Genomic DNA, 22,366 nt, shown 5'->3' with positions numbered 1-22,366 from the left:
AGGGCCGAGTAGTAGGACCTCTGTCCCTTGGCATCTTAGTGTCGAGGCGCCGCATCGGAGGTGAGGAGCATCGACCGTTCACCTGCCAGGATTGTCGTGCCGGGGGGAATTTGGATTTTTGTTCCTGGTGTCAGGGGGATTTTTTCGCCGCTGGGATAACGCACGCAGGTGCCGTTAGCGGAATATGTGTCTTCAATGGTGACCCCATCACCAGACGGCCGTAGCAAGAAGTGAGAGCGCGATAGTGTTCGTGTGGAATCGGGGATTGCAACAATGGTTGCCTGAGGATCGACGTTACTGGGGTTACGGCCAACGATGAGGGGAGTGCTGATCTCTTCACATTGCCCGCTATCGACAACGAGCCGTAGCCTACCGGCTGGGATTTGGCTTGACCTGTGGTGTACGTGAGCTGCGGGAACAATCCGTGGTGTCGACCATGATGATGCGGTATGTCCGTCGGAGCCTGAGATAGCAACGATGGTGGGCATTAACACGGTGGGCATAGGATCGACGAAGTGCGCGCGGTCGTGTTCCTTTTGGGGTGAAGGTGTTGGCAAAGGACCCTGTGGAATAGTGGTTGCCATATGGGCAGCGGTGGGTTTGGCGTGCGTGGGAGCGGGCCAAGGCGTCGGGGTGCGACGAACCTGTGTGTGAACGGCCGGTGGCTCTGCGGCCAAGTGCGTGTTGCTTACGGTCGGGGAGGGACGATAAGTGGGGTGAGGTGTACTGGTGATGTCATTGGCTGCGATCATCCACGTTCCGCACAGGCGGTCAACCCAGTCTTTGCCACCTATGCCAAAGATGATACTGATGGCAGGGCCGATAATCGTGGTGTGAAGGAAGAGTGTGACAAGTGTCCGGGCGAGTTGGCGAGCAAAACCTGGTGGCTGGGTAGTGTTGGTGCGTGCTGCACGAATACCTGTGAGGGCACCACCAAGGGTGTAGCCGGTAAATGCCCTCAGAAGGGTACCCCCAATGATGATGCCGCCTGCTGGGAGGGATGCTAGCCATAAGGGGTAATTCACTAACAGTAAGGTCAGCGTCGGGATGAGAACGCATAGGAGGTCTACCATGTATGCGCACAGTCGTGCCCACATTGTCGCTGGGCGCATGCCATTACCATGATCAGGACGTTGTCGTGGCTGTGCTGGTCCTAGCGGCTCCCACGGTGGTTGGGATGGTGTTGACATAGATCCCCCTAGTGGTTGCTCACAATGCTTCGATCATACCGAAGTGATGAATATACAGGGTGATGAATCCGATGGGTAGCAAAGGTCCTTGTGTGATGGGCTGTGAAGCATTCACTCCGTGATCGTATGTTTTTTGCCGAAGGTATGTCGGATGGTGACGTCATTGAAGCAGGAAGGTATGCGCAGGCTCATGTTTGTGTGGTGGGCTTTAGTTGTTGAGGGGTGTGGCGCGTACGGCTTTGGCTATTTCGATGAGTTCTTCATCGTTAAACCAGTTGATGCCGTCGGGGATGCGACTAAACCGAATGGGTACGCCTGCGGCGCGTGCTGCGTCTTGGATGTGGATTCTGGTGCCGTCTTGTCTTTCGATTCTGATGAGGCCGGAGCTGAAAGTGAAGTTGACGTGTTCGTCGAGGGTTAACACAATGTCTCGGACAAGTTGAGGGCTGACTTCCTGGGTTGAAACGGTGACTGCTAAGGTCAGTCCAGTCCCGATTTCTCCGAGGTCGGAGTGAACTAAGAAGACGTCGGTGATGGGGGCGCCGATGTCCATGATTGCTGTTTTGATTTCTTCGATTTTTTCTGGCGGTGCTACTGCGTTACATCCAGCCAGCGTGCTCACCCCAAGGAGGAAGGCCAGTGCGGTAGCAACAAGCCGACGCACAGAGAATCCGGCACGCCGTGTGGGGTAAAGGCAGGGCGAAGGAGTCATCGTGGTATCCCCCAATCGTGCGCAAGTTTATCAAGCATAGGTCTTACCCCATGGGCTTCTAGTGTTTGTTTGATCAGTATGGATAATGTCTGAGCATCCACGGCAGACTTGACCTGTGGCGGGACGTACCGGTGAGTATCACGATACTCACCAGCAGCAGCTTCCGGGGACCCAGGCGGATCGACCTCTATCCTGGTGCCGAAAGCATCAGGTGCCCGAGACCCGCCCTGGGCACGGCTGAGCGGATCATCGACCGAAGTGAAAGCTTCAATACGCTGTGCGGCTAGCTGACGGTCGTCGGCATCCGGGTCACCAAAAGAGCTATTACGTGCAGAAAAAGCTGCCTCAAGCGCAAGGTCAGAACTCCCTGCCGCATTAAAGGTTGTTGCCGCGCTACCTGTTGCCACACTTGCCAGCGCCGCAAGGCCACCACCTAAAGAATGCCCAGTAAAATGCAGGCGGTCCATCCCTATACCCGCGCTTTCAAGAGCAGAGCGCACGCGCATAGCCACATCTATCGCTTGAATTTGTTGGGGCGACACACTCAGCGACCCCGCCAGATTATTCGGCCAGTCAATACCCTCATCTGACCCCCGAAAAGCCACAACAAAATCACCATTTTCATGCCGAAATAATGCCGCAGTGAACCCTGTTACTGGATCCACAAAATCACTAGGATCCAACCCCATATGCCTTAACTCATCAACCCCAACCTCAGACCACCCTTTCGGAAGGTTATGGGCGCGGGTGAGGTGGTCTTGGTATATGGCATAGGAAATATCGCCAAGATCCAACACCCGCTGATGAGGCTCCGCCTTGGTGATGCGCCCATCAAGTGCACCATCTCCGGCACCCAACGGGGATTCCTGGCCTCGAATAATCCTCAATAAGCCCGACCGGTAGTTGTGATCGACCTGTTCAGCAAGTGCATGCACCTCTGCCACCATCAGCATTAAGTCATCACGCGCGCTAGTGCGGACAGCCATTTCTGCCACCGAATGATAGTCTGATTCAAACGGATTCCTGTACCCGTCCTCAGGATCCTCCGATGGCATAACACAATGCACATTTCCTTCACTGTCAAGCGTCAAATAGTCTCGCTGATCAGCAAAATCTTGGCACCGAAACACCCGACGCCTCACCTCACGCACGCCATCACCTGCAGCAGATGTGAGCGCAGCCAACTGCGCCAACTGCTGCGCATACCACTCCGCTCGGAGCCTCACACGGCCCGAAGCAGCCAACATCGCACTTAACGCCATTCCCGAACCGTGCACCTGATTCTCTGCACGCCACACTTCCTCAACCGCATGCTCAACCCGCAGACGATACGCAGCAATATCGCGCCCCAACTGCTCTAATGCACGAGGATCCCACCGCGCAATATCAGACCATCTCATTGAGTACACCTACACACGACAACAACGCATTGGCAGCCTGATCATCGCTATAAGCAAATGCCGCACCACAAGCATGCGCATTAGCAGCAATATCCTTCATTGCTGCCACCAGGTCCGCATTCGATTCTTCAAGAACTCCAACAGCACCGATAAAAGCAGCCAAAGACTCTGCCCCCGGCATCGACGCACTGACAAGTGCACCATCGCCCAATGGGGCATCAACATATACCTGCGCTACATCATCCAAGCGCGAGGCAAAATAAAACAATTCAGGCGGATCAACCTCTAATACCGACATTGCGCACATCCCTTCCACGGGTGGCAATTTCCCGCCAAGAAACACGAATGGTCACCACCGCTCACAGACCTCCTTCTGCCGCAACGACACGCACGACCCCCGTCACATGAAACCGCTCCCACACCTGCTATGCAGGAGGCGTCTGCTGGTCAGGGTGAGCCGACGGTGGTGGCCATGTGGGGGAGGCAGACCCTGTTGGTGATGGCGTTGATGGTGGGTAAGGCGAGGCCTGGGGTGCGTGGAGTGGCGGAATTGTCGATGCCTGTGAAGGAGGAATATGCGCATATGGTGATGCTGGCACAGGGAGCGTTTGACGGCCAGCACCTTTGTTTCGGCTAAAAAACCGCACCACTATCGCTAGGGTGATCACTGTGCCTAGACCAACGAGTACCCATACCCACACAGGCACCCCCGCATCAGTGTCTGAAGTAGCTTGCGAATTGGCATATCGAGGTGAGGTGCCGGGCTGTGAAATCTCTGGGTAGAGTGCGATGATTAACTCGTCAGTACCACGATAAATGTACGTCGTGTCACCTTCAAGGTAGTAGGGGGAAGTCAACCCATCCTCATAGTCATCAATATCAGCTTGAGTCAACTCAATAGAAAGTCCATTACGACCAAGCAGTGGCGTTGTGTCGGGCATCGTCGTTGGATCGGTGTTCAACAAGCCCTCAACGGACATCCCCCCATACCCAAGCTGCGGTGTCCATCCATCTGAGTCACTGATAGCGGTACGCATCAACGAATAAATCAACTGCCGTCCAGTAGCATCAGGCCACTTCGACTTCGCTGCCGCCATCGCGCCAGTGACCATCGGCGCCGAATACGAGGTGCCTTGCTTTCCAGGAGAAGGTGTCGAGTACCCACTATCGTCAAAACTGCGTAAAGTGATGCCTTCCCCAAATGCAAGAACCGTTAATCCATCGCCGTAGTTAGAAAAACTCGACAAATACCCTTCAGCGTTAATTGAACCAACACCCACCACAGTGCTGAGCCTGGCATAGGAGGCATCAGGATTTTCACGGCTATCATTCCCCATCGACGCGATGACAGGAACGTCCACCGCTGCAGCGCGAGCAATCGCAGCCTCATCAAACTCTGTGAGACTTTCACCTAAAGACATGGAAATAATGTCAACACCGTCATTTAGCGCTTGATGAATCGCGTACGCTACCGGATGGATTCCCCTACAGCTCGTGGGGGGTTTTCTAAACCCAGACGACACTGAGGGTTCTCCATCGGGGAGTGCATAGTTAATGATTTTTGCTTGGGGGACCCACCCCCAGTCTTTAGCGACAAGAATTGACGCAATCGCAGTGCCGTGGGCGAGTTCACTAGCGTTGTTCGTATCCTCTTCGTCGCACATGTACTTCACTTCGATGTCCGCGCCTTGTAGCTCTGGCGCAGTAACATCCACTGGGCCGTCAATCACTCCGATGGTGACACCTTGCCCGTCATACCCCTTTGCGCGCAGCTGATCAATCGCGTAAGCAGACACGTAACTTTGAGTATCAATATACCCCTCATGCACATACCCTTGCGCATAAGCCGATACGCCCGCCGATAGCATTATGCACGTCACCAACGCGGTGCTCCATAATGTGCGCCTCACCAACGGTCACCTCGCTCATCGTCACCCAATGGTGTTAACTCAGCAGCACAGCCTGATCCACATGCATCGCCAGCCACTACTGCACCTTCTGAAGCGTCATCGACGCGCACTACATGATAGCCCACACGCCGCCGACTCGGATCAGTTTCTTTAGTCGACGAAGAGGTGCCGACACCTGGCATCAACGCACCCCCTCGCGATGCGCCAGACCCCCCAGCAGGCACAGAAGAAGACGTGCTTGCCGCGGAAGCCGAAAGCAGCGACCCTGAAGCTCCCTGCGACGCCCCTGCTGCACGCACCAGTTGAGGTGTCACACCAGCAGCAGAGGACCCCTTTAAAGGCGTAGTGGACGAAATCGCTAAACCAGCAATACCGGGCCCGGTCGACACCCGTGCCACCGCAAGACCCGCCCCAGAGGCTACGATTCCACCCTGGAATATGCCCGACGCTGGCGATGATAAGTCCCCAATGTGATAACTTGACCGCCACCTCGGATCGTGAAAATCAGCTACACGCGGCGGCACATACCCCACTGCGTTACTATTAGGCACCATAGACGGTACAGGCGCCCCGCGGACAAGCCTGTCCCCCGGAACAAGGCGATCGTTAGGGACTGGAGCCACGCGCGAAGGATCACCTCCACCAAAATGGTACGCTCGAGGATCTGCAGCGCCCGATCCTCCTCCCTCACCAAAGGAGGGCACCTGTTCCACAGCACGAGGAGTCCACGGAGAAACGGCACCGCCAACACCTCGCCCCATCACCCCAGCATCCCTTAACCCACCACCCGGCACGTCATCGCCCTCATCATTCCCAGGAAAGTCGTACCTTTGGTAGTCGTCAGTGTTCATCGACAGGCGGCTGAGACTTTTTATTTCCGCATTCATCTGGTCAAGGATGCCCTGTGCGATGTGCTCGCGCTCCTGATTCCGCTCATCACGGATATACCCCAACCACACCGACACAGGCACCGAGACCGTCGGCATCGTCACCATCGATACCGTCGCACCCAAAAACTGCTCCGCAGGCGTCAGCAGCTCAGACGGCAACTCACTGAAACGATCACGCGCAGCCTCCATTACACTACGCACAACACTATGACGGGTAAGCATTGTCTGCAACATTCCTTGAAGATGCTGAACTTTTACTCGTCTTTCACTCACCCACCGTTGCACAGCCTCCTCAACCTGGCCCACAAAGCCAGAAGCACCACCAAACTGGGCCAGGCGACGGTCAATATCAGCCAGCTGAGCAATAGCACTGCGGACCGCCGACTCCTCGGCGACGTCGCCATAAACTAAGTTATGGACTGCACGCAGCATCTCATACGCGGGACTACCAGCCACTATGCCCCCTACTGAATCTCATTACTCAACAAATCAGCAACCGAAACACCCGACGTTGCATCACTAGGTCGGTGATTCACTGAACCGTCACCTTGCGCAACATCTTGTCCTGCCCGCTCAAGGTCACCATTTAACCCGTCGGCAAAAGCAGCCCATGCGGTATCAAGATCAGCAAACTCTTCCCGTACCTGACGCATACCCGCCTCAAATGTTGCAAGATCTGATTCCAAACCACCAATAGAGTTCATGACATCTTGCAGCGCCATTGAATATACGGACTGAAAAGCTCGCGGACCAACTTGTACCCCCCACTTCGCCGCAGTCTGTTCCTGGTAGGCGGTATCCAGGCGAGCTACTGCCTGCGCGGCGTCCTGTTCTGCTAAAAGAACTTGTTGGCACGCCTGAGCGTTCTGCTCGACATCCACCGAAACTTCAGACATATGACCTCCAAGGAAGAAGGCAACTACCACACCACCCACAGCCTACACGCCGCGGCAAGAAGACGGTACAGTGTCCCGAACCAACGCGAAGATTTGCCGGTACTGAAACGCACAGCCACGGGAGTGCTGCCGACTATTCTGAACAGTTGCATCACTGTGGTGCGGTGCCGCCAGTTTCGCGCATTTAATCGGCCCGATTTCGCCTGATCAAAATCGAGACCAGAAGCGTCGCAATAACTATCGCAGTACCACCACCGGCAATCACATAAGGCAACAACCCCACAATCACTTGGCCTGAATCGCTATTCTGTGTCCGCGACATCACTGGCAATACCTGTGTGCCAGGTTCAGAAAACCGAGGGTTATCAGGGCCTGGTAGCATCCCATCATTGACAAAATTGATGGCATCAAAAGGGGCAATAATGCCCCACCCCAACGCCGTATCATGTAGTGCACCTGCTGGGCGCAAAGCCGTCGCCAGCATCCGGTACTTCCAATCTGCTGGTGACTCCGCCGGATGAGCGCTCGCCACCAAAGCGGCAACGCCTGAGGCGTAGGCTGTGGCGTAGGAGGTCATTGGCTCATTGGGTGAAAATATGCAGTCGCCATACCCCATGTAGGTTGTCAACACGTCTTGTCCGGGCGCCGCTACCTCAACATGGGTCCCATGAAGGACTGTGTCACTTGGTAGTCCTGCTGAGGTTACTGCTGTCACCGACAATGATTGAGGGTACGCGGCAGGGAAGCGAATTGACGTGTCTACCGTCTGATCGTCAACGTTGCCCGCTGATGCCACCACCAACGAACCTCGGTCGTGCGCATATGTCACCGCTTCGCGTAATGCGGTGACATCAGTAGCGGTGGACATCGCTATCACGATAATGGCGGCACCATAATCAGCTGCCCAGCGGATCCCCTCAGCTGTGCGTAAAGGATCAGGCGCAATCCCGGCCTGAATGGCCTCGTGAGTCGTATCGACATACACCCTCACCGGCAGAATCCGTGCCTGGGGTGCGACACCGACAAGCCCAGATCCTTCAACCTTGCGAGCGGCGATGATCCCGGCAATCGCAGTTCCGTGACCGTGGGTATCAGTTTGCCCGTCTCCGCCAGTGACCAGATCAATACCAGGAAGTACAGCGTCGCGCAGGTGGGGATTGATCGCTGCCACTCCTGAATCAACTACCGCGACTGTAACGTCGCCCAATGACAGATCCCAGGCTTGCGGAATTCCCAATTGGGCAAGCGCATGAGGCGGTTGGTCAATGAAGCTCGTGTTTCCTGGCGTACAGGCTTCCTCCTGAAGGGCGTCAACGCCAAGCACACTACCAGCAAAAGACACCACCTTGGACGATGGTTCAACTGAAGTATCCGAGGATGCTGGCAATGCGCCCAGTAGCGAGGCGCCAAACAGTAACGCCGCAATCACCCCAATGTGCGTTTGACGACGTGACATCCGCATCATTGCTCCCTCACAGTGTTCCACACCGCCTCAGGATCAAGCGGGGTACCTTGGGGCAATAGGTTCGTCCATGCAGAAGGAATCGTGGCGACGTCATCACTCGTGTACCCTAAACGCATCAATGTGTTGTCAGGATCCGCCCCCAACCCGTGAATCGTTCCGGCATCAGATACCAGCATGACAGCGCCGAAGCTACCGCCTGAAGTCGCGCGAACCAGTGCTCCTGAGCCGCCTCGAATCGTACTGGCACGAAGCACACGTGGAGTAGACAGATCCACGCCCAGTTCCTTTTCAGCGTGTGCTTGCGTCAAGGACACGAGTCTTGTCACGGGGAGTCCTTCGACGGTTGCCACCAGTTGTGCGCACGGAAGCGAGTCGGAGGTAATAGGAGCCGATATTGACACGGGCCATTGAGGTGGAACCGGACCAATAGTATCGACAGTCACGTCAGTGAGGTCAGCTACCGCAACCGACAGGGGGCTGCCCAAATGCATGCCCGCCTCGCTAATTCGAAAAAGTCGTTCAGCCACGTCACTCAGTGGTGCGATGCGTCCATTGCCAGTGACAATATAACGACGAATCGATGAAGACTCCTTTACTTCAATTACCGTACCCACCACAGCGGTCGCCAGAGAGGCTGGCATCCCCGACACAGACGCACCAACATTGTGGATCTCGAAAGGAACAAGTGCAGGACCCTGCTCAAATAAACTCAACCATTGCCCAGTGACAGGAGTGGGGGTAAGCGTTTCCAAGCCAAGCGCGAAAAGCACACCATTTCGGTGTTGGGTTGGAATCTCATAACGGAATCCTCCTGAAATCAGGAAGGTTGCGCCCTCATTCGACACAATCGCAGCGTCGTGTGGTTGCACATTATCTGGGACTGCGGCCACCCATGTGTGCGCGATATCGTGTATCGCGCAACTCAACCACTGGTCAGAGTTCAGGGCCTGCGCGGCCGGAACGTCGTCAGGCACATCGGTGAGACCAACGAGGGACCCACGCTCAATACCTTCGAGCAGCGAGGCTGATACCTCGCTGGTCTTATACGACCCTGCGTCAGATAAAAGCCGTGCTGACGTAATATTCGTTACTGGTCGCAGCACGCCATCAATGGTGAAATAACGCGCACCGGTGCCTTTCACAACGATGAGGGTGGAGTTCTCCCATCCATTTGGTAACACCGGAGAAAAACGACCCATCACGGCAGCAATGGCAAGCATGACCACCGAGATCACAATGCCAACGAGGAGCGGGGCAAAGAGTGAACGCGATTCGAGTTCTTTCCCACCTGGCGTGCCTGAAGAAAACGCGGTTACGAGGCGACGCCGGTTGTAACGCTGAGCCTCAAGTATTTCCTTATTTGACGCCATTAGAAAACACCCCACAGTAAGACGGTGAGTGGGATGATGCTGATCAATGCCGCACTTGTCAGGGCGTCAGCACATCGCGTTAACCAGGGTCGTAGCTTCGGGGTAATGACATTGATGCCGAGGAGGAGGATCGCTGCCGTGAGCATGCCCCCAATGACCCACGGAAGTGTCCATGGGGCGACGGTGGGTGCAGCTACAACCGCGATGAGGCTAAGGGCCATGCCTCCAATAACACCGATCACTACCTCGACACGTGAGCGCAAAGCCCTGGTGGTGAGCATCAATGCGACACCGATGGCGCCAAGTAATGCCATACCCAATGTCGAAGTTGCCAGCGCCGGAGCGAAGGTCACAAGTGCTAACGTGGCGCCAGCCTTCAGCGCGATTGTAAAGATATGCCCACCCTCCACAACGGCTCCCACAACAGTCGGATCGATCTGCTCCAGGTCACGGTTAGTGCCAACGGTAGTGGGAAACGCTGCCATTGCGACCCACGGTGCACCCAAGGAAATGATCGCAAGTAATGCGCAGGAGAGTGCCACTGCTCGTGTAGTCGGCACGTCGAAGACAAAGGTAAGGATACCTGTGAGCAGATAGGCAAGGCCGACGGTCAGCGGACCTACAGCCGAGGGCCAGTTTCGTCGAGGCAGCACCAGGAGAACTGTCGCTGACGCTGCGATGGCACTACCCGCGGCAAGCAGTGGCATACCCACCCATCCGCCTGGGGTTAATGCAAAGGCCGCAGCCCCCAATATCACTGGCACAGTATGGACGAGCGATAATGCACCGGGGGTGCTACCTGATTTGTTGACCACCATTGCCGCCAAGGTGGTGAGTATCGCGCCAACAATACCTACCCCAGCCGAAATGACGCTCATAGTTTGGTCAAGGGTGAGCAGCGCAGCAGCGACAAGAATGAGGAGCGCAGCAGCATGGGCGGATAATTGCAGCGAATGCTGTGCCTCCCATGGCTGTTGATCGCGCTCGGCGATGGTACTCACTGCTTCAACGAGATCGTCATAGCGTTGCTCTTCAGCAGTTGTGCCATGCGGATGCAGCGTAAGGACGGATCCTGGTCGAACTGTTTGTTCTCTTAAGGATTTTGTGAGGTCGAGGCGGCGCCCGCTTGCCGTTGATACAGAAAAGCCCAGGGAGGCATTCTGCGCGTCAAGTGGTGCGAGGCGCGAAACCAACGCCGGGAGCAGTTCCGCCAGAGCAATTGTCGCCGGAACGGTGACATCCGCACTTTGGGTGTTAAGTGACACCGTCAGCGGTAGTAGCGCTGTGTTGCGAGAAGTCGAACTGAGCATGCTTGTCCTTTGAGAACAGTCGCCGGTGTGAAGGTCCGATCTTAAGGCTACATGGCTGACGCAAACATGCTTGCCACAACCTCCTGTGGATTCGCTTCGTGGCGCACGTAGACGAAAGGGCATTTGAGTGGGTAGTGTGAGAGCTGTCATGTTGGGCACGGCTACCGTGGCCGACCTCGACCCACAACATGGAGGACATAATGGCAGGTCATATTCTTGCTGAAGACGGTGCAATTATTCGTGGTGCAGATGTCGTTGCAGCGTCACGCGAAGAGCTTGCAAAGCATATCGCGGAGGTTGAAGCGGTCGTAAGCCGCATCGGTTCCGGGTGGACTGGTGAAGCAGCGCTTGCATTCCACCGTTTGATGGAGACGTGGAATGCGTCCACGCGAAAGGTGAACGGGGCTCTCGAAGGTTTCGAACAAAACCTGCGCGGTACACAAGCCGATTTCGATGCGACCGATCAACAGCAGCAGGAAGCGCTTAACCGTCTTGCTGCACGTCTAGGCTGAATCATCACTGAAGGAGAACGAAGATGACACTGAGGGTTGATTTTGCAACCGTGGCCACCACCTCTGCTGATATTGCGTCGGGCGCTGCCAAAATCGAAAATACGATGGCAACGATGACCCGGGACCTTGAGATACTCAGGACGTCCTGGGAAGGTGATGCACAGCAGGCGTATGCGGCAGCGAAGGCGCAGTGGGACGAAGGGATGTCCGGTATGCGCGAAGTTCTGGCAAGCATCGCACAAATGGTGGATGCCGCTGGCCAAGACTACTCGTCAATGGATCGCCGTGGAGCGGTTCGCTTCGACTGAACGTGCGATGCCTAAGCGTCACCAACACTGAAAGCGGCTGTGTCAACAGGCGTTTTCTCGCACTTCAATAGCCACACGAAATGGCGGATTTTCAAGGATTTGTGTCCTGAAAATCCGCCATTTTCGGCTACTGATACGCCACTTTCGTCCAATACCTCGCCCGTTCTACTCGCGTATCGTCTACCCGAATGACACTCGGCCAAGAGGTCCGACATTTTGCCAACTCACTTAAGTAACGTCTTGGGCGACACGGTGCGATGGTTGTGGCGCAAAAGACACGACGACTGATACTCACAAAGATGCAGTGCCAGACGCTTCAATGACGAGTGTACGCTCGCCCATGATGACCTTTGCACCAACTTCAGCGGTCACCTTTCGACCAGGTTCCAGCTTGACAAGATGTCCATTGGACACTTGAAGCGACGAGCCATTTGCTGAATGGGTGTCTTCAACCCACACAGTTGCGTCAGAGAATCCGATACGCAGATGTGTGCGCGACAAAGAGCGGGTCGCGTCCTGTATGACGACCGTCGTGTAACCCGGCTGATCAGTTGGTGCCCGCCCGATAACAATGGGGGTTGTTAAAGGGATACGTTCCCCAGTGTCCAACGCAACTACAGGTGGAGACACCGGAGTTGCTGCAGCAGGAAGAGGTGCTGGTGGAGTAAGCGCGGGCGGTATCGTACTGGTTGTAGGTGGCACAGTGGTGGCGGCCAGTGGGGTATTGCTGGTCGTAGGTGGCAAAGTGCTAATAGGAGACGCCTCACTGGCGTGAGCGGGGCTTGGTGGGGTAGAAGTTGGCCCATATCCAACGGTCCACTGCTGCGCGCGCGCAGTGGCAGCGCGCTGCACCTCGGCCCGGGTAGGAAGTGGAACGTCTGGCCGCGCAACGCTCGAACGGCGGTCAACGTCTACTTGACCCTGCCTTGGATCAACCGACAACTGACCAGCAGACACACCATGTGAATGCTGAAGTGCAGCGTCATAATTCCGGCCAAAGGGATGACGCATGTCAACCGTCGTCGTGCCCACAAGAGAATCAAGCCACGTCCGTCCAGCCTTACTCAACACCAAAGACAACAACGGACCGATGAGTGTGATGTGGAATAGGGTCCACACGCTCCAGTAGGCGAATGCTCGCTTTAAACCTGGGGCAACAGAGGAACCGGACTGGACTGACGCGATGCGTGAAACCCACGCACCAACCGTGCGACCTGTCCTCGCCCACACCAATGCCATCACAACAACAAGCTCAGCGGCGACAATGGCGACAATGGGGAGCGATGGAACAAAGAGCCATGTGCCTAATAGGGCGAGCGAGAAAGACGCAGAATCAACGACATAGGCGAGTATCCGCTGGCCAGGCTGAGCAAAGTTCTCTGGGAGAGTCTCGTCATGGAGACCACGCCGCTTCGAATGCGCTGCAACGGTTGGCATAAATGCTTGCCCGAATTGCGAATGATGTGCTGGAGAAGTCATGAGGCCACCTGCCTGACAAGATGGAATAGCTCGGTGCTGGCAACTGCGGTTGGAATCACGCAGGTTAAGGCGATACTTTGGAAGATATCGCCGACACGTCCCAGCAGTGCCGATTGTCCGATACGTATGTGAAGAATATGTCCGCCGATCACCACGGTTGCCAAGGCGAACAACAGCACCGGTGCCAGCCTAATCCCTACTTCCTCCTGTACAGGAGGCGACGCGAAGAACATTACGACAATAAGCAACGCGACAATGCGTGGGAAAACGCGCAGCAGGGGAGCTCGCCAGGTGCGCGGTACTAAAAACAGTCCGCCAGCGGCACATAACATTGCGCCTGCACCTGCAATACCGGACCAACTATGAAAATCGACGATGCCGCTAAGTGCGGGTATGCAACCAATAACGAGGAGCATAGATGCTGTCATCAGCACCAACGCGCGTGTATCTGCAGTGGTCCGCGAATACTCCACCCTGCGGGAGGTGATGCGCGATGGGGCGGTGGTCTTAAAAAAGCGTACACGTGGCGCCGAAGTGAGGACCAACGGAAGATCGATCAGCTGAGACTGTGGGATACGCAGCGCTGCCGACGGTTGTAAAGGCAACGTTGCAACGATTAGCGCCAGCACAATAGGCGCCCAGATCGTGTATGCAATGGACGTGGCAACAATCGCTGTAGAAACGGCAGCAAGCGTCGCGAAGACGGCACCTGAAGCGGCATCAGCTTCGTTGCGGCCAAAAGACCACAGGATCACAGAGGCTACCAATGCGACCCAGAAAACGACAGGAAATGCCAGCAAGAACGAGGTTGGTGACTTTGGGTCCAACAAAGCAAGTGCGGAAATCCCCACAGTGAGAGGGAAAAACAGGCTCGTTAGCGGATAGGCACGCAGGCGAGTATATGCCGCGCATGCTAACGCAGCGGTGAAAAGCGCAACCGCTAGGCGAAGCGGAACGGGCAGAGGCGCCTCGGCAATCAAGGACCCGTAAACGGCGGGCAGCGCAAGAGGGACTACGAGCACGAGCAGCTGCAGAGAATACATAAGAAACAGTAGAGACACTGCAGCTAATAGTGGTCGCAAAGAGCGTCCTGAAACATTGCCACCAGCAGTGATGCGGTCGCCATGTGGGGCAGGACGATCAACCACAGCCAATACGGAGCCGGCAGGAATATCGCGACCAATCACACTGGAAAGATCACAAGGGGTGCCATCGGAAAGCGTGAGGTGAGTCCCAGGCTGAGAGGCATTCAACTTCAACATTGCCATTATCCCAGCAACAGTTGTCCCACGCGGCACTGCGACGTCGGTACGTTGTTCGCCGTCAACGATCGTCGCTGAAGCCATCGCACTGCCCACAGGGTCCTCCGTGTCTGCTCAGGATGTGTGTTGTGGAGGGATATACATCTAGACTCAGTACTCTACTCGCAAGAAGTCGCCGCTGCGACGATAGGATGAGTACCGAGCTATGCATCTTCAGCGCGTAGCCGCACATACCTGCGCAGGAGAATTGGAATGGCCCGGTTTGGTACCCAAAGCACCCAACATACGGCACCAGAGCTACCCACAGGGACCATCCCAATACAACCGCCACCTGATCAAGTTGAATCTGGCGGCATGGGCAATATCCTTGCCACGATGATCCCGATGGTTGGTTCCATGGGCGTCATGGTGTTCATGGCGATGTCTCAAGGAACGAATACACGCATGCTTCTGATGGCAGGCGCCATGGTTGTCGCAATGGTGTCAATGATCGGATTCAATATCTATCGGCAAATCAGCAGCCATCGGCGCAAGGTAAACGATAGTCGACGGGAATATCTGGCCTACCTGGCCGAAACGCGCACAAGCGTGCGCACTATTGCCACACAACAGCGCCGATACATCAACTGGTTCCTTCCCAGCCCTGATGCTCTTGTCCTTATTGCCCACGAACAGTCCCGCCTGTGGGAACGCGAAGTCGGCGATGATGCTGCGCTCAAGGTGCGTATTGGAACATCGACCCAAACACTGTCAATGGAATTGGAAGAACCGCAGCTTCCACCACTGGCGCAGCCTGACGTTGTATGCCACTCAGCAATGAAGCGGTTCCTTGACGCATTCTCCACCGTTGACGACCTTCCTTTTGGTATCGTCATCGGTGATTTTTCCACCATCGAAGTCGCAGGATCAGACGACGTTACCCGCAGCCAAATTCGGGCAATGGTGTCGCACCTGTGTACCTTCGTTCCACCGACTTCGCTAAAAATTGCCGTCTTGTGCACCGAAGATAACCTTGACCAATGGGAATGGGTGAAATGGCTTCCTCATGCACGATCAGCCCACGTCAGTGACGCCTTAGGTCCAGCACGTATGGTGTGCACAGATGCCGCTGACCTTTATGACATGCTCGGCGAAGAATATTCCCAACGTCCAGCCTTCAGGCCACGGTCAGCAGATACCGACTGGCCACACCTTGTGCTCATCACTGATGGTGCGAATTTGCCGCTGACTCAGCGTCTCGGCTCAACTGAAGGCACTGCTGGCGTAACAGTTATTAAAGCAATGAGTACCTGGGGGCCACTCACATCACGAGCGACATTGCGCATGATCCTTCATCCCGCTCAACACCAAGATGACCCCGGCAAAATGGAACTTGTTCTCGTCGACCAAGAACCCATCATCGCATCCCCAGACACTATGGGTATCGCACATGCAGAGGCAATCGCACGTCGGATGACCGCGTGGGACGAGACAGAACTTCCTGGCTCCGATACACCCCTTGGCACATCGGACCCGAAACGTTCAGCGGACCTTTTGGAATTACTTGGCTTGGGGGATATCAGAGATTTCGATCCCGATACCCAATGGCGACGGCGTGAAGGGCGTGATCGCCTGCGTGTCCCCTTTGGGGTCACCCCCGAAGGCCTGCCAGTCGTCATCGACATCAAAGAGTCAGCGCAGCTTGGTATGGGTCCGCACGGATTGCTTATCGGCGCCACAGGTTCAGGCAAATCCGAAGTGCTCCGCACGATGGTGATCGCTATGGCGCTGACGCATTCGCCGGAGCAACTAAATTTTGTGCTGGTGGACTTTAAAGGCGGCGCAACCTTCGCAGGCATGGCTGATCTTCCCCATGTTTCAGCAATGATCTCTAACCTTGAATCAGAGTTGTCGCTGGTCGATCGCATGGAAGATGCTCTTCGCGGAGAGATGCTTCGTCGACAAGAGCTTCTACGGGACGCTGGGAACTATGCCAATGTCACCACTTATGAAGCGGATCGACTGAGCGGAAAACACAGTTTTCCGCCGCTTCCTGCCTTATTCATCATTCTGGATGAGTTCTCGGAACTCCTCACCGCAAAACCAGAGTTTTTGGAACTTTTTACCACGGTGGGCCGCGTTGGTCGCTCAATGTCAATCCATCTTCTGCTCGCATCACAACGCCTTGAGTCGGGGCGCTTACGTGGACTTGATTCACATTTGTCCTATCGAATTGGTTTACGTACCTTCTCGATCGGTGAATCCCGCGAAGTCCTCGGCGTGCCCGATGCGTATGAGTTGCCGTCATTTCCTGGTGTCGGCTACCTCAAGCCCGGTACTGACGAAATGATTCGCTTCAGGGCATCCTATGTGGCTGCCCCGCCACCGCCTCGGAAAGAAGCTGCCACCCAGCAAGCGGGGATGGCGGCAGCACCCATCAGGGTCCTACCTTTTACGACTGCCCCCGTCCTGCAACGAGATCCAGTGGACGCCCCCCAAGTAAGCGAAACGATTGAACTTCCAGGCGATGCCCAGTGGGCTGATATGACGCAGATGGACATTGCGGTGGCACGCATGGTTGGAAAAGGAACACCAGCTCATCAGGTGTGGCTACCACCATTGGATGTGCCCGATACGCTTGATTCGCTGATGCCTGACCTTCAAATAGTTGACGGCCACGGTTTGCTGTCTCCTTCCTGGCGCTCACGTGGCCCGCTGAGGATTCCACTGGGCGTCGTGGACGTGCCGCTTGAACAGCGCCGTGATGTGCTCACCTTTGATTTTTCTGGTGCTAACGGGCACATGGCAGTAATCGGTAGTGCCTTGTCAGGCAAATCGACAACGCTGCGCAGCGTCGTCATGGCGCTGTCACTTGTGCACACACCACAGGAAGTACAGTTTTACATCATTGACTTAGGTGGCGGTTCATTCACCCCCTTCGACAGTGCCGCACATATTGCAGCGGTGGCCACTCGTGACCGTAAAGACCTAGTGAACCGAATGCTGGCAGAGATCGAAGGCATCATCGCTGATCGCGAAGCTTACTTCCGGCGTCACAAGATCGACTCAATGAGTGCCTACCGGAAAGGACGCGCCGAAGGTCGATGGGACGACGGTTATGGGGATGTATTCCTCGTTGTTGACGGCTGGGCCGCAATGCGTGTGGAATTCGACGGCCTTGATGTGCGCATACAAGAATTACTCACCCGAGCCCTGTCATATGGTGTGCACCTTATCCTGGCGACCAGTCGATGGAATGATATTCGAATGCAGATGGATGACTCATTTGGGTCCGTCATCGAATTGCGTATGGGCGATGCTGCCGACTCCAGGATTGACCGTAAGCGGGCAGAACTCATTCCAGCGGAACGACCAGGTAGGGGAATTAACACCGCCAAACTCAACATACTGGTTGGACTGCCAAGGATTGACGGCGACCATGACCCAAATACCCTGTCCGAAGGTGTGGCGCACTGTCTGGAACAGATTGCTGCCCACACCGTGGCTGGCCCGAAACTACGTCTGCTTCCAGAGCGGGTTACTAGTGAAGATGTGCGGGCGAAGGCCAACGTGGCTGACAAGGCCATCATTTTGGGTATCGAAGAAAACCGCTTGGGGCCATTACTTTTCGACACTGCACGCGAGTCCCATATGTATCTTTTTGGTGACTCCAAGTCTGGTCGGACGACTTTCCTGTGTTCGTTGGCCTCAGAAATCATGCGTACACATACGCCTGAACAGGCGGCAATTATCCTGATTGACCCACGGCGCACAATGATGGGGCATATCAGCGACGACTACCTTCTCAGCACCCACACCACACGCGATAGCGCAGCCGAAGGTATCGCGCAATTAGCGCTGTACCTACAGTCACGCCTACCAGGAGATGATGTTTCCCCAGCACAGCTTCGCGACCGATCCTGGTGGTCAGGCGCCGACATATGGGTACTGGTCGATGACTACGACCTCATTTCCTCGACAGGGAACAACCCGTTGTCACCGCTAGTACCATTATTGGCGCAAGCCTCCGATATTGGTCTGCACCTTGTGACCGCACGCAGAAGCGGAGGTGCTGGCCGCACACTCTATGAGCCTGTGGTGCAGACACTTGGCGAATTGGGTGCAACGTGCATCCTGCTATCAGGTGATCCAGTTGAAGGTGCGATCGCGGGCGGTGTCAAGCCAATGAAACTACCCCCAGGACGTGCGCAAATCGTGTCCCGCGACAATGGAAAGTTCATGGCACAAATGTTGTGGACGCCTCGGCAAATGTGAATCCGTCACCTGAATGCTCGTACCCACTTTGCGACGCCACGCTGGGATGGGCTGCGACATGACACTTGTGGATAAGTGCCCGCTGCCGCACGCGGAAGGCTGTATCGTAGTACCTTGTGCAGGCCAGCAATACTGAGGGGGTTTGGATGGACGTATCCAGACTCGGATCGGTGGTAGCAACACGGTGGGGTGCTGCGTCCGATATTGGTCCCGTGCGCTCAATGAACGAGGACGCGTGGGTTGCTGCCTCGCCGCTATTTGCTGTCGCCGACGGTATGGGCGGACATGCGGGCGGTGAACGGGCATCTCAGACGGGCTTGCGGGTGCTTCGGCAACGGCTGGGGCAAGAAGCGCTCGAAGGCAAGGTGCCGACAGTTGACGATGTCGAAGCGGCGATTACCGAGGCGGCGCAGCAGGTTGCAGCTTTGGCGCACTCTTCGGATCCCTACCGTTCTCCAGGTACGACGTTAACGGGGGCGATGGCGCTCCTGGGACCGCCTGTGCCATACTGGCTAATTTTTAATATCGGCGATTCGCGAACTTACTTGGTTGCCGATGGCAATATTCAGCAAATCACTAAAGATCATTCGGCCCGACAAGAGGCGCGCGATTTCGAAGCTGCCACCGGAATATCTGTTCCTTTACCGCCTAGCAATGTCGTCACGCGTGCCTTAGGGGCGGGGATGGCTGGGATCCCCAGTGCTGATTATTTTCGGGTGCCGATGCGCCAAGGCGATTACCTGGTGATCTCCTCCGACGGTATGCACGGTGCTGTCACCGACGAGGTGATTGCTGAGGTAGTGACACAAGGGCAAGATCCGCAGAGCATTGCTGCTGAACTAATACGACGGGCATTGGGTGCAGGAACGCGCGATAACGCCACTGTCATCGTCGTCGAGGCGCAACGTGTGGTGGGGGATCACTCTTTGGTCACGATCCAAGGTACTGCGCGTCCCATTTACTCTGTCACTCCTATTCCCACTGCGACGGTTCGTCGCAAAGCCTAAGAAGGCGGAATAAATATGTTGCACATCAGTCAATACATGACCCGAGGCGCCGGTTCTGTGGCTGTCTACGGGGTGTCTGGCGTCGCCCTTGTCCCCGTTTTTGTTGCGGCGAGTGCACAACAGGTGTTGAACGGGCGGGAAGATGTTGTTGGGTGGTTACAGCACCACAGGGCCTTAGGGACACCGCTTGCGTTCCTCGATACGTCGCACCCTGTGGCGTATCTTAGTGTGTTTGGAGGAGCGACCGTGCAATTGGTTCCTGCCTCTGGTGCTCCTGTACAGGTGCGAGATCATCTTTGGGGGGAGCCCATTGATCCAGCCCTGTACGACTGCATCATGATGCGTATCGGCGACCCCAGTCTGGCTGCATGGATGCCTGTGATTCAATCTGGTACGCACGCGAATGAGGTGTGTATCGGTACTCCCACTGGTAATACGGCGCCTTTGATGAATACGTCAACCGTTGCAGGGCCGACTCCGACTACGCAACCTATCGCAGACCAGGGTGTGCCTGGTGCTGAATCATTGTCACCCATTGAATCTGCTGTAGTTGCGCCGACTGCATGGTCTTCAGTGGATTTCGCTCCACCAACTGGTCATCCAGTGGCATTTACCCCGCCTTCCTCACCTGCTCCAGGCCCGGCACAGCCATCGTCCTTCGCTCCACCAACGGGTGTCTTCCACGAGGCGGTAGAGCTGCCTGTTCCTGCGCCGCAGTTATGGGTGCCCGATGACGTTGCGCCCAATCCCGTGCTGCCACAGATGGAGGTCGAACCACCAGCGAGCAACCAAACAGCAACTTCGACAAGCGAGCCGTTGGCAAATCCGGAAGCATTGGAAGCTACGATCACCCCACAGGCATTGGAAAACGCATGGAACAGTATGCAACACCAGATAGATGTCGAAGCGACCGTGATGCGGCGGCCAGAGGCACTACCTGTGGCGCAGTCCAGTGCTTTTCTGATTTACGCGGGATCGGCACCAGTGGAGGTTTTACGAGATGTGGTGATTGGGCGAGCCCCGGATACGCATAAGCTTCCTGGGCGAATGGAGGCAATTGCCTTAAAAGTCCCTAGCCCCGACAATGAAATTTCGCGTTCGCACTGCGCAGTGTTGGCACTTGACCCAGGGGCATGGTCGTTGATGGACCTAGGGTCGGTCAATGGAACGCTTCTGCGGCGAGCACAGGGGGTATTGGAAGAAGTGGCTCCCATGAATACCGTGACCCTGGCTGATGGAGACGTCATTGATCTTGGTGAAGGCGTATCCATAGAGTTCCGCATTCGTTGGACATAGGTGGCGCTTGCGGATCTTTGCGTGCTGGGCGTTACGGTGTGGGGGTGGTCCAGGTGATGGTGTTGAGGATGTCGTAGATTTCGGGTGGGAGTGTGGTGTCATTTAGCGCTGATCTGAGTTGGATGGTCCATAGTCCGTCGTGGCGACCTAACTCCCATATTTCGGTGCGGTGGGATATGCCGTCAACGGTTTCAGTGAAAGAGCAGCCGCGTGCAGTGGCGCCGCCAATGGTACGTGTGCCAAGGTCAGTGGCATCTGAGTTGTTTTCATTTCTCCATATGTCAGCGAATCTGTTGCCGAAGATGTTGTCGAGGTTGAAGGTGTCGGGTGTGGCTTGCTTGTAAGAGAATGAAAGATTTTCTGGGTCAGAACGGAATAGGCTGATGGATGGTGCGGAGGTGTCGTTTGTTCCGTTGGGTGAGGCGACGTAGCTTGCGGGATCGTATTGTCCTTGGGGGATTTCTTTCCATCCGACCGGAAGTGTCGCGGTGACGGTGTCGGCGGTCATGGTGGTGGCTGTAAATAGGGTGGGTGTCGGTGTGGCCCAGGTGATGGTGTTGAGGATGTCGTAGATTTCGGGTGGGAATGTGGTGTCGTTGTCTGCTGACCTAAGTTGGACATCCCATAGTCCGTCGTGGCGACCTACATGCCATTTTTCGGTGCGGTGGGATACACCATCATCGGTATAAACATAGACGTAGCCTCTGGCTGGGGCACCGCCAATGGTGCGGGTGCCAAGGTCAGTGAGGTTCGAATACTGGGTGTCTTTTCGCAAATCGAATAATGAACGGTTGACAATGGCGTCGAGGTCGTAGGTGTCGGGTGCGATTTGGCCGTAACTTAATGAGATATTTTGTGGGTCAAACTGGATCAGGCTGATGGATGGTACGGAAGTGTCGTTTGTTCCGTTGGGTGAGGCGACGTAGCTTCCGAGGCCGTATTGTCCTTGGGGGATTTCTTTCCATCCGACCGGCAGTGTCGCGGTGACGGTGTCGGCGGTCATGGTGGTGGCTGTAAATAGGACGGGGGTGGGTGTTTCCTCTTCTTGTGCTGCTGGGGTGGTGGTACATGCCGAAAGTACGACAAGAAGAGCAGCAGCAAGGAC

At 55.7% G+C, this 22,366-nt stretch carries 18 protein-coding genes; 5 read left to right on the top strand and 13 right to left on the bottom strand.

Annotated elements, in window-relative coordinates:
• Window positions 1-35: 35 nt before the first annotated feature.
• The 10 genes from G438_RS0103610 to eccD all read right to left on the bottom strand — a co-directional run bounded on the left by G438_RS0103610 (window position 36) and on the right by eccD (window position 11,143).
• The gene (locus G438_RS0103610; RefSeq protein WP_084403031.1) at window positions 36-1,190 is read right to left on the bottom strand and encodes an RDD family protein; all 1,155 of its coding nucleotides are present in this window, start codon (window positions 1,188-1,190) and stop codon (window positions 36-38) included.
• Between the two features lie 208 nt (window positions 1,191-1,398).
• Window positions 1,399-1,902 carry a hypothetical protein gene (locus G438_RS0103600; protein ID WP_026460195.1) on the bottom strand — a complete coding sequence of 168 codons (504 nt, stop codon included), beginning with the start codon at window positions 1,900-1,902 and terminating at the stop codon, window positions 1,399-1,401.
• Window positions 1,899-3,302, bottom strand: coding sequence for a Tle-like phospholipase domain-containing protein (locus tag G438_RS11875; protein WP_026460194.1), 1,404 nt, complete (start codon window positions 3,300-3,302; stop codon window positions 1,899-1,901). Before G438_RS11875 ends, G438_RS0103600 begins: the two co-directional genes overlap by 4 nt.
• On the bottom strand, window positions 3,289-3,600 hold the full coding sequence (locus tag G438_RS0103590) for a hypothetical protein (protein ID WP_131245747.1): 312 nt from the start codon (window positions 3,598-3,600) through the stop codon (window positions 3,289-3,291). Before G438_RS0103590 ends, G438_RS11875 begins: the two co-directional genes overlap by 14 nt.
• A 127-nt stretch (window positions 3,601-3,727) precedes the next feature.
• On the bottom strand, window positions 3,728-5,182 hold the full coding sequence (locus G438_RS10565; RefSeq protein ID WP_131245745.1) for a S8 family peptidase: 1,455 nt from the start codon (window positions 5,180-5,182) through the stop codon (window positions 3,728-3,730).
• 26 nt (window positions 5,183-5,208) lie between these two features.
• Entirely contained in the window at window positions 5,209-6,558 is a 1,350-nt protein-coding gene (locus G438_RS0103580; RefSeq protein WP_034285032.1) for a hypothetical protein, read from the bottom strand.
• Window positions 6,559-6,566: 8 nt separating this feature from the next.
• A complete protein-coding gene (locus G438_RS0103575) occupies window positions 6,567-6,998 on the bottom strand; it encodes a hypothetical protein (protein ID WP_026460191.1) in 432 nt (143 codons plus the stop codon).
• A gap of 184 nt (window positions 6,999-7,182) precedes the next feature.
• The gene (locus G438_RS10560) at window positions 7,183-8,460 is read right to left on the bottom strand and encodes a S8 family serine peptidase (RefSeq protein ID WP_205618402.1); all 1,278 of its coding nucleotides are present in this window, start codon (window positions 8,458-8,460) and stop codon (window positions 7,183-7,185) included.
• Window positions 8,460-9,833 (bottom strand): type VII secretion protein EccB, encoded by a 1,374-nt coding sequence (eccB, locus tag G438_RS0103565; protein ID WP_026460190.1) that lies wholly within the window; start codon window positions 9,831-9,833, stop codon window positions 8,460-8,462. Before eccB ends, G438_RS10560 begins: the two co-directional genes overlap by 1 nt.
• Complete coding sequence (gene eccD / locus G438_RS0103560) at window positions 9,833-11,143, bottom strand: type VII secretion integral membrane protein EccD (protein WP_026460189.1); 1,311 nt, start codon at window positions 11,141-11,143, stop codon at window positions 9,833-9,835. The genes eccB and eccD overlap by 1 nt, the downstream gene beginning before the upstream one ends.
• Window positions 11,144-11,343: 200 nt before the next feature.
• Here eccD and G438_RS0103555 point away from each other — a divergent pair, with 200 nt between their 5' ends.
• A complete protein-coding gene (locus G438_RS0103555; protein WP_026460188.1) occupies window positions 11,344-11,655 on the top strand; it encodes a WXG100 family type VII secretion target in 312 nt (103 codons plus the stop codon).
• A 23-nt stretch (window positions 11,656-11,678) separates the two neighbouring features.
• A complete protein-coding gene (locus G438_RS0103550; RefSeq protein WP_026460187.1) occupies window positions 11,679-11,963 on the top strand; it encodes a WXG100 family type VII secretion target in 285 nt (94 codons plus the stop codon).
• Between the two features lie 291 nt (window positions 11,964-12,254).
• On the opposite strand, the gene G438_RS0103545 is transcribed toward G438_RS0103550, so the two are convergent.
• A complete protein-coding gene (locus tag G438_RS0103545; RefSeq protein WP_026460186.1) occupies window positions 12,255-13,442 on the bottom strand; it encodes an FHA domain-containing protein in 1,188 nt (395 codons plus the stop codon).
• Window positions 13,439-14,800 (bottom strand): hypothetical protein, encoded by a 1,362-nt coding sequence (locus tag G438_RS0103540; RefSeq protein ID WP_026460185.1) that lies wholly within the window; start codon window positions 14,798-14,800, stop codon window positions 13,439-13,441. Before G438_RS0103540 ends, G438_RS0103545 begins: the two co-directional genes overlap by 4 nt.
• 156 nt (window positions 14,801-14,956) lie before the next feature.
• On the opposite strand from G438_RS0103540, the gene G438_RS0103535 reads away from it, so the two are divergent.
• From G438_RS0103535 to G438_RS11870, 3 genes are all read left to right on the top strand, one after another.
• Window positions 14,957-18,958: a type VII secretion protein EccC gene (locus tag G438_RS0103535; protein ID WP_026460184.1), complete on the top strand. Its 4,002-nt coding sequence runs from the start codon at window positions 14,957-14,959 to the stop codon at window positions 18,956-18,958.
• Between the two features lie 146 nt (window positions 18,959-19,104).
• Entirely contained in the window at window positions 19,105-19,965 is an 861-nt protein-coding gene (locus tag G438_RS0103530; RefSeq protein WP_026460183.1) for a PP2C family protein-serine/threonine phosphatase, read from the top strand.
• A gap of 15 nt (window positions 19,966-19,980) precedes the next feature.
• Window positions 19,981-21,261, top strand: a complete 1,281-nt coding sequence (locus G438_RS11870) for an FHA domain-containing protein (protein WP_051259250.1) — start codon at window positions 19,981-19,983, stop codon at window positions 21,259-21,261.
• A 31-nt stretch (window positions 21,262-21,292) separates the two neighbouring features.
• On the opposite strand, the gene G438_RS12440 is transcribed toward G438_RS11870, so the two are convergent.
• Window positions 21,293-22,366: hypothetical protein (locus G438_RS12440; protein WP_034285029.1), on the bottom strand; the 1,074-nt coding region annotated here is incomplete at its 5' end.

Source organism: Schaalia suimastitidis DSM 15538 (genome assembly GCF_000429105.1).
In the GTDB taxonomy this organism is placed as follows: Bacteria; Actinomycetota; Actinomycetes; order Actinomycetales; family Actinomycetaceae; genus Pauljensenia; species Pauljensenia suimastitidis.
This window is presented reverse-complemented; position numbering and strand designations above follow the sequence as displayed.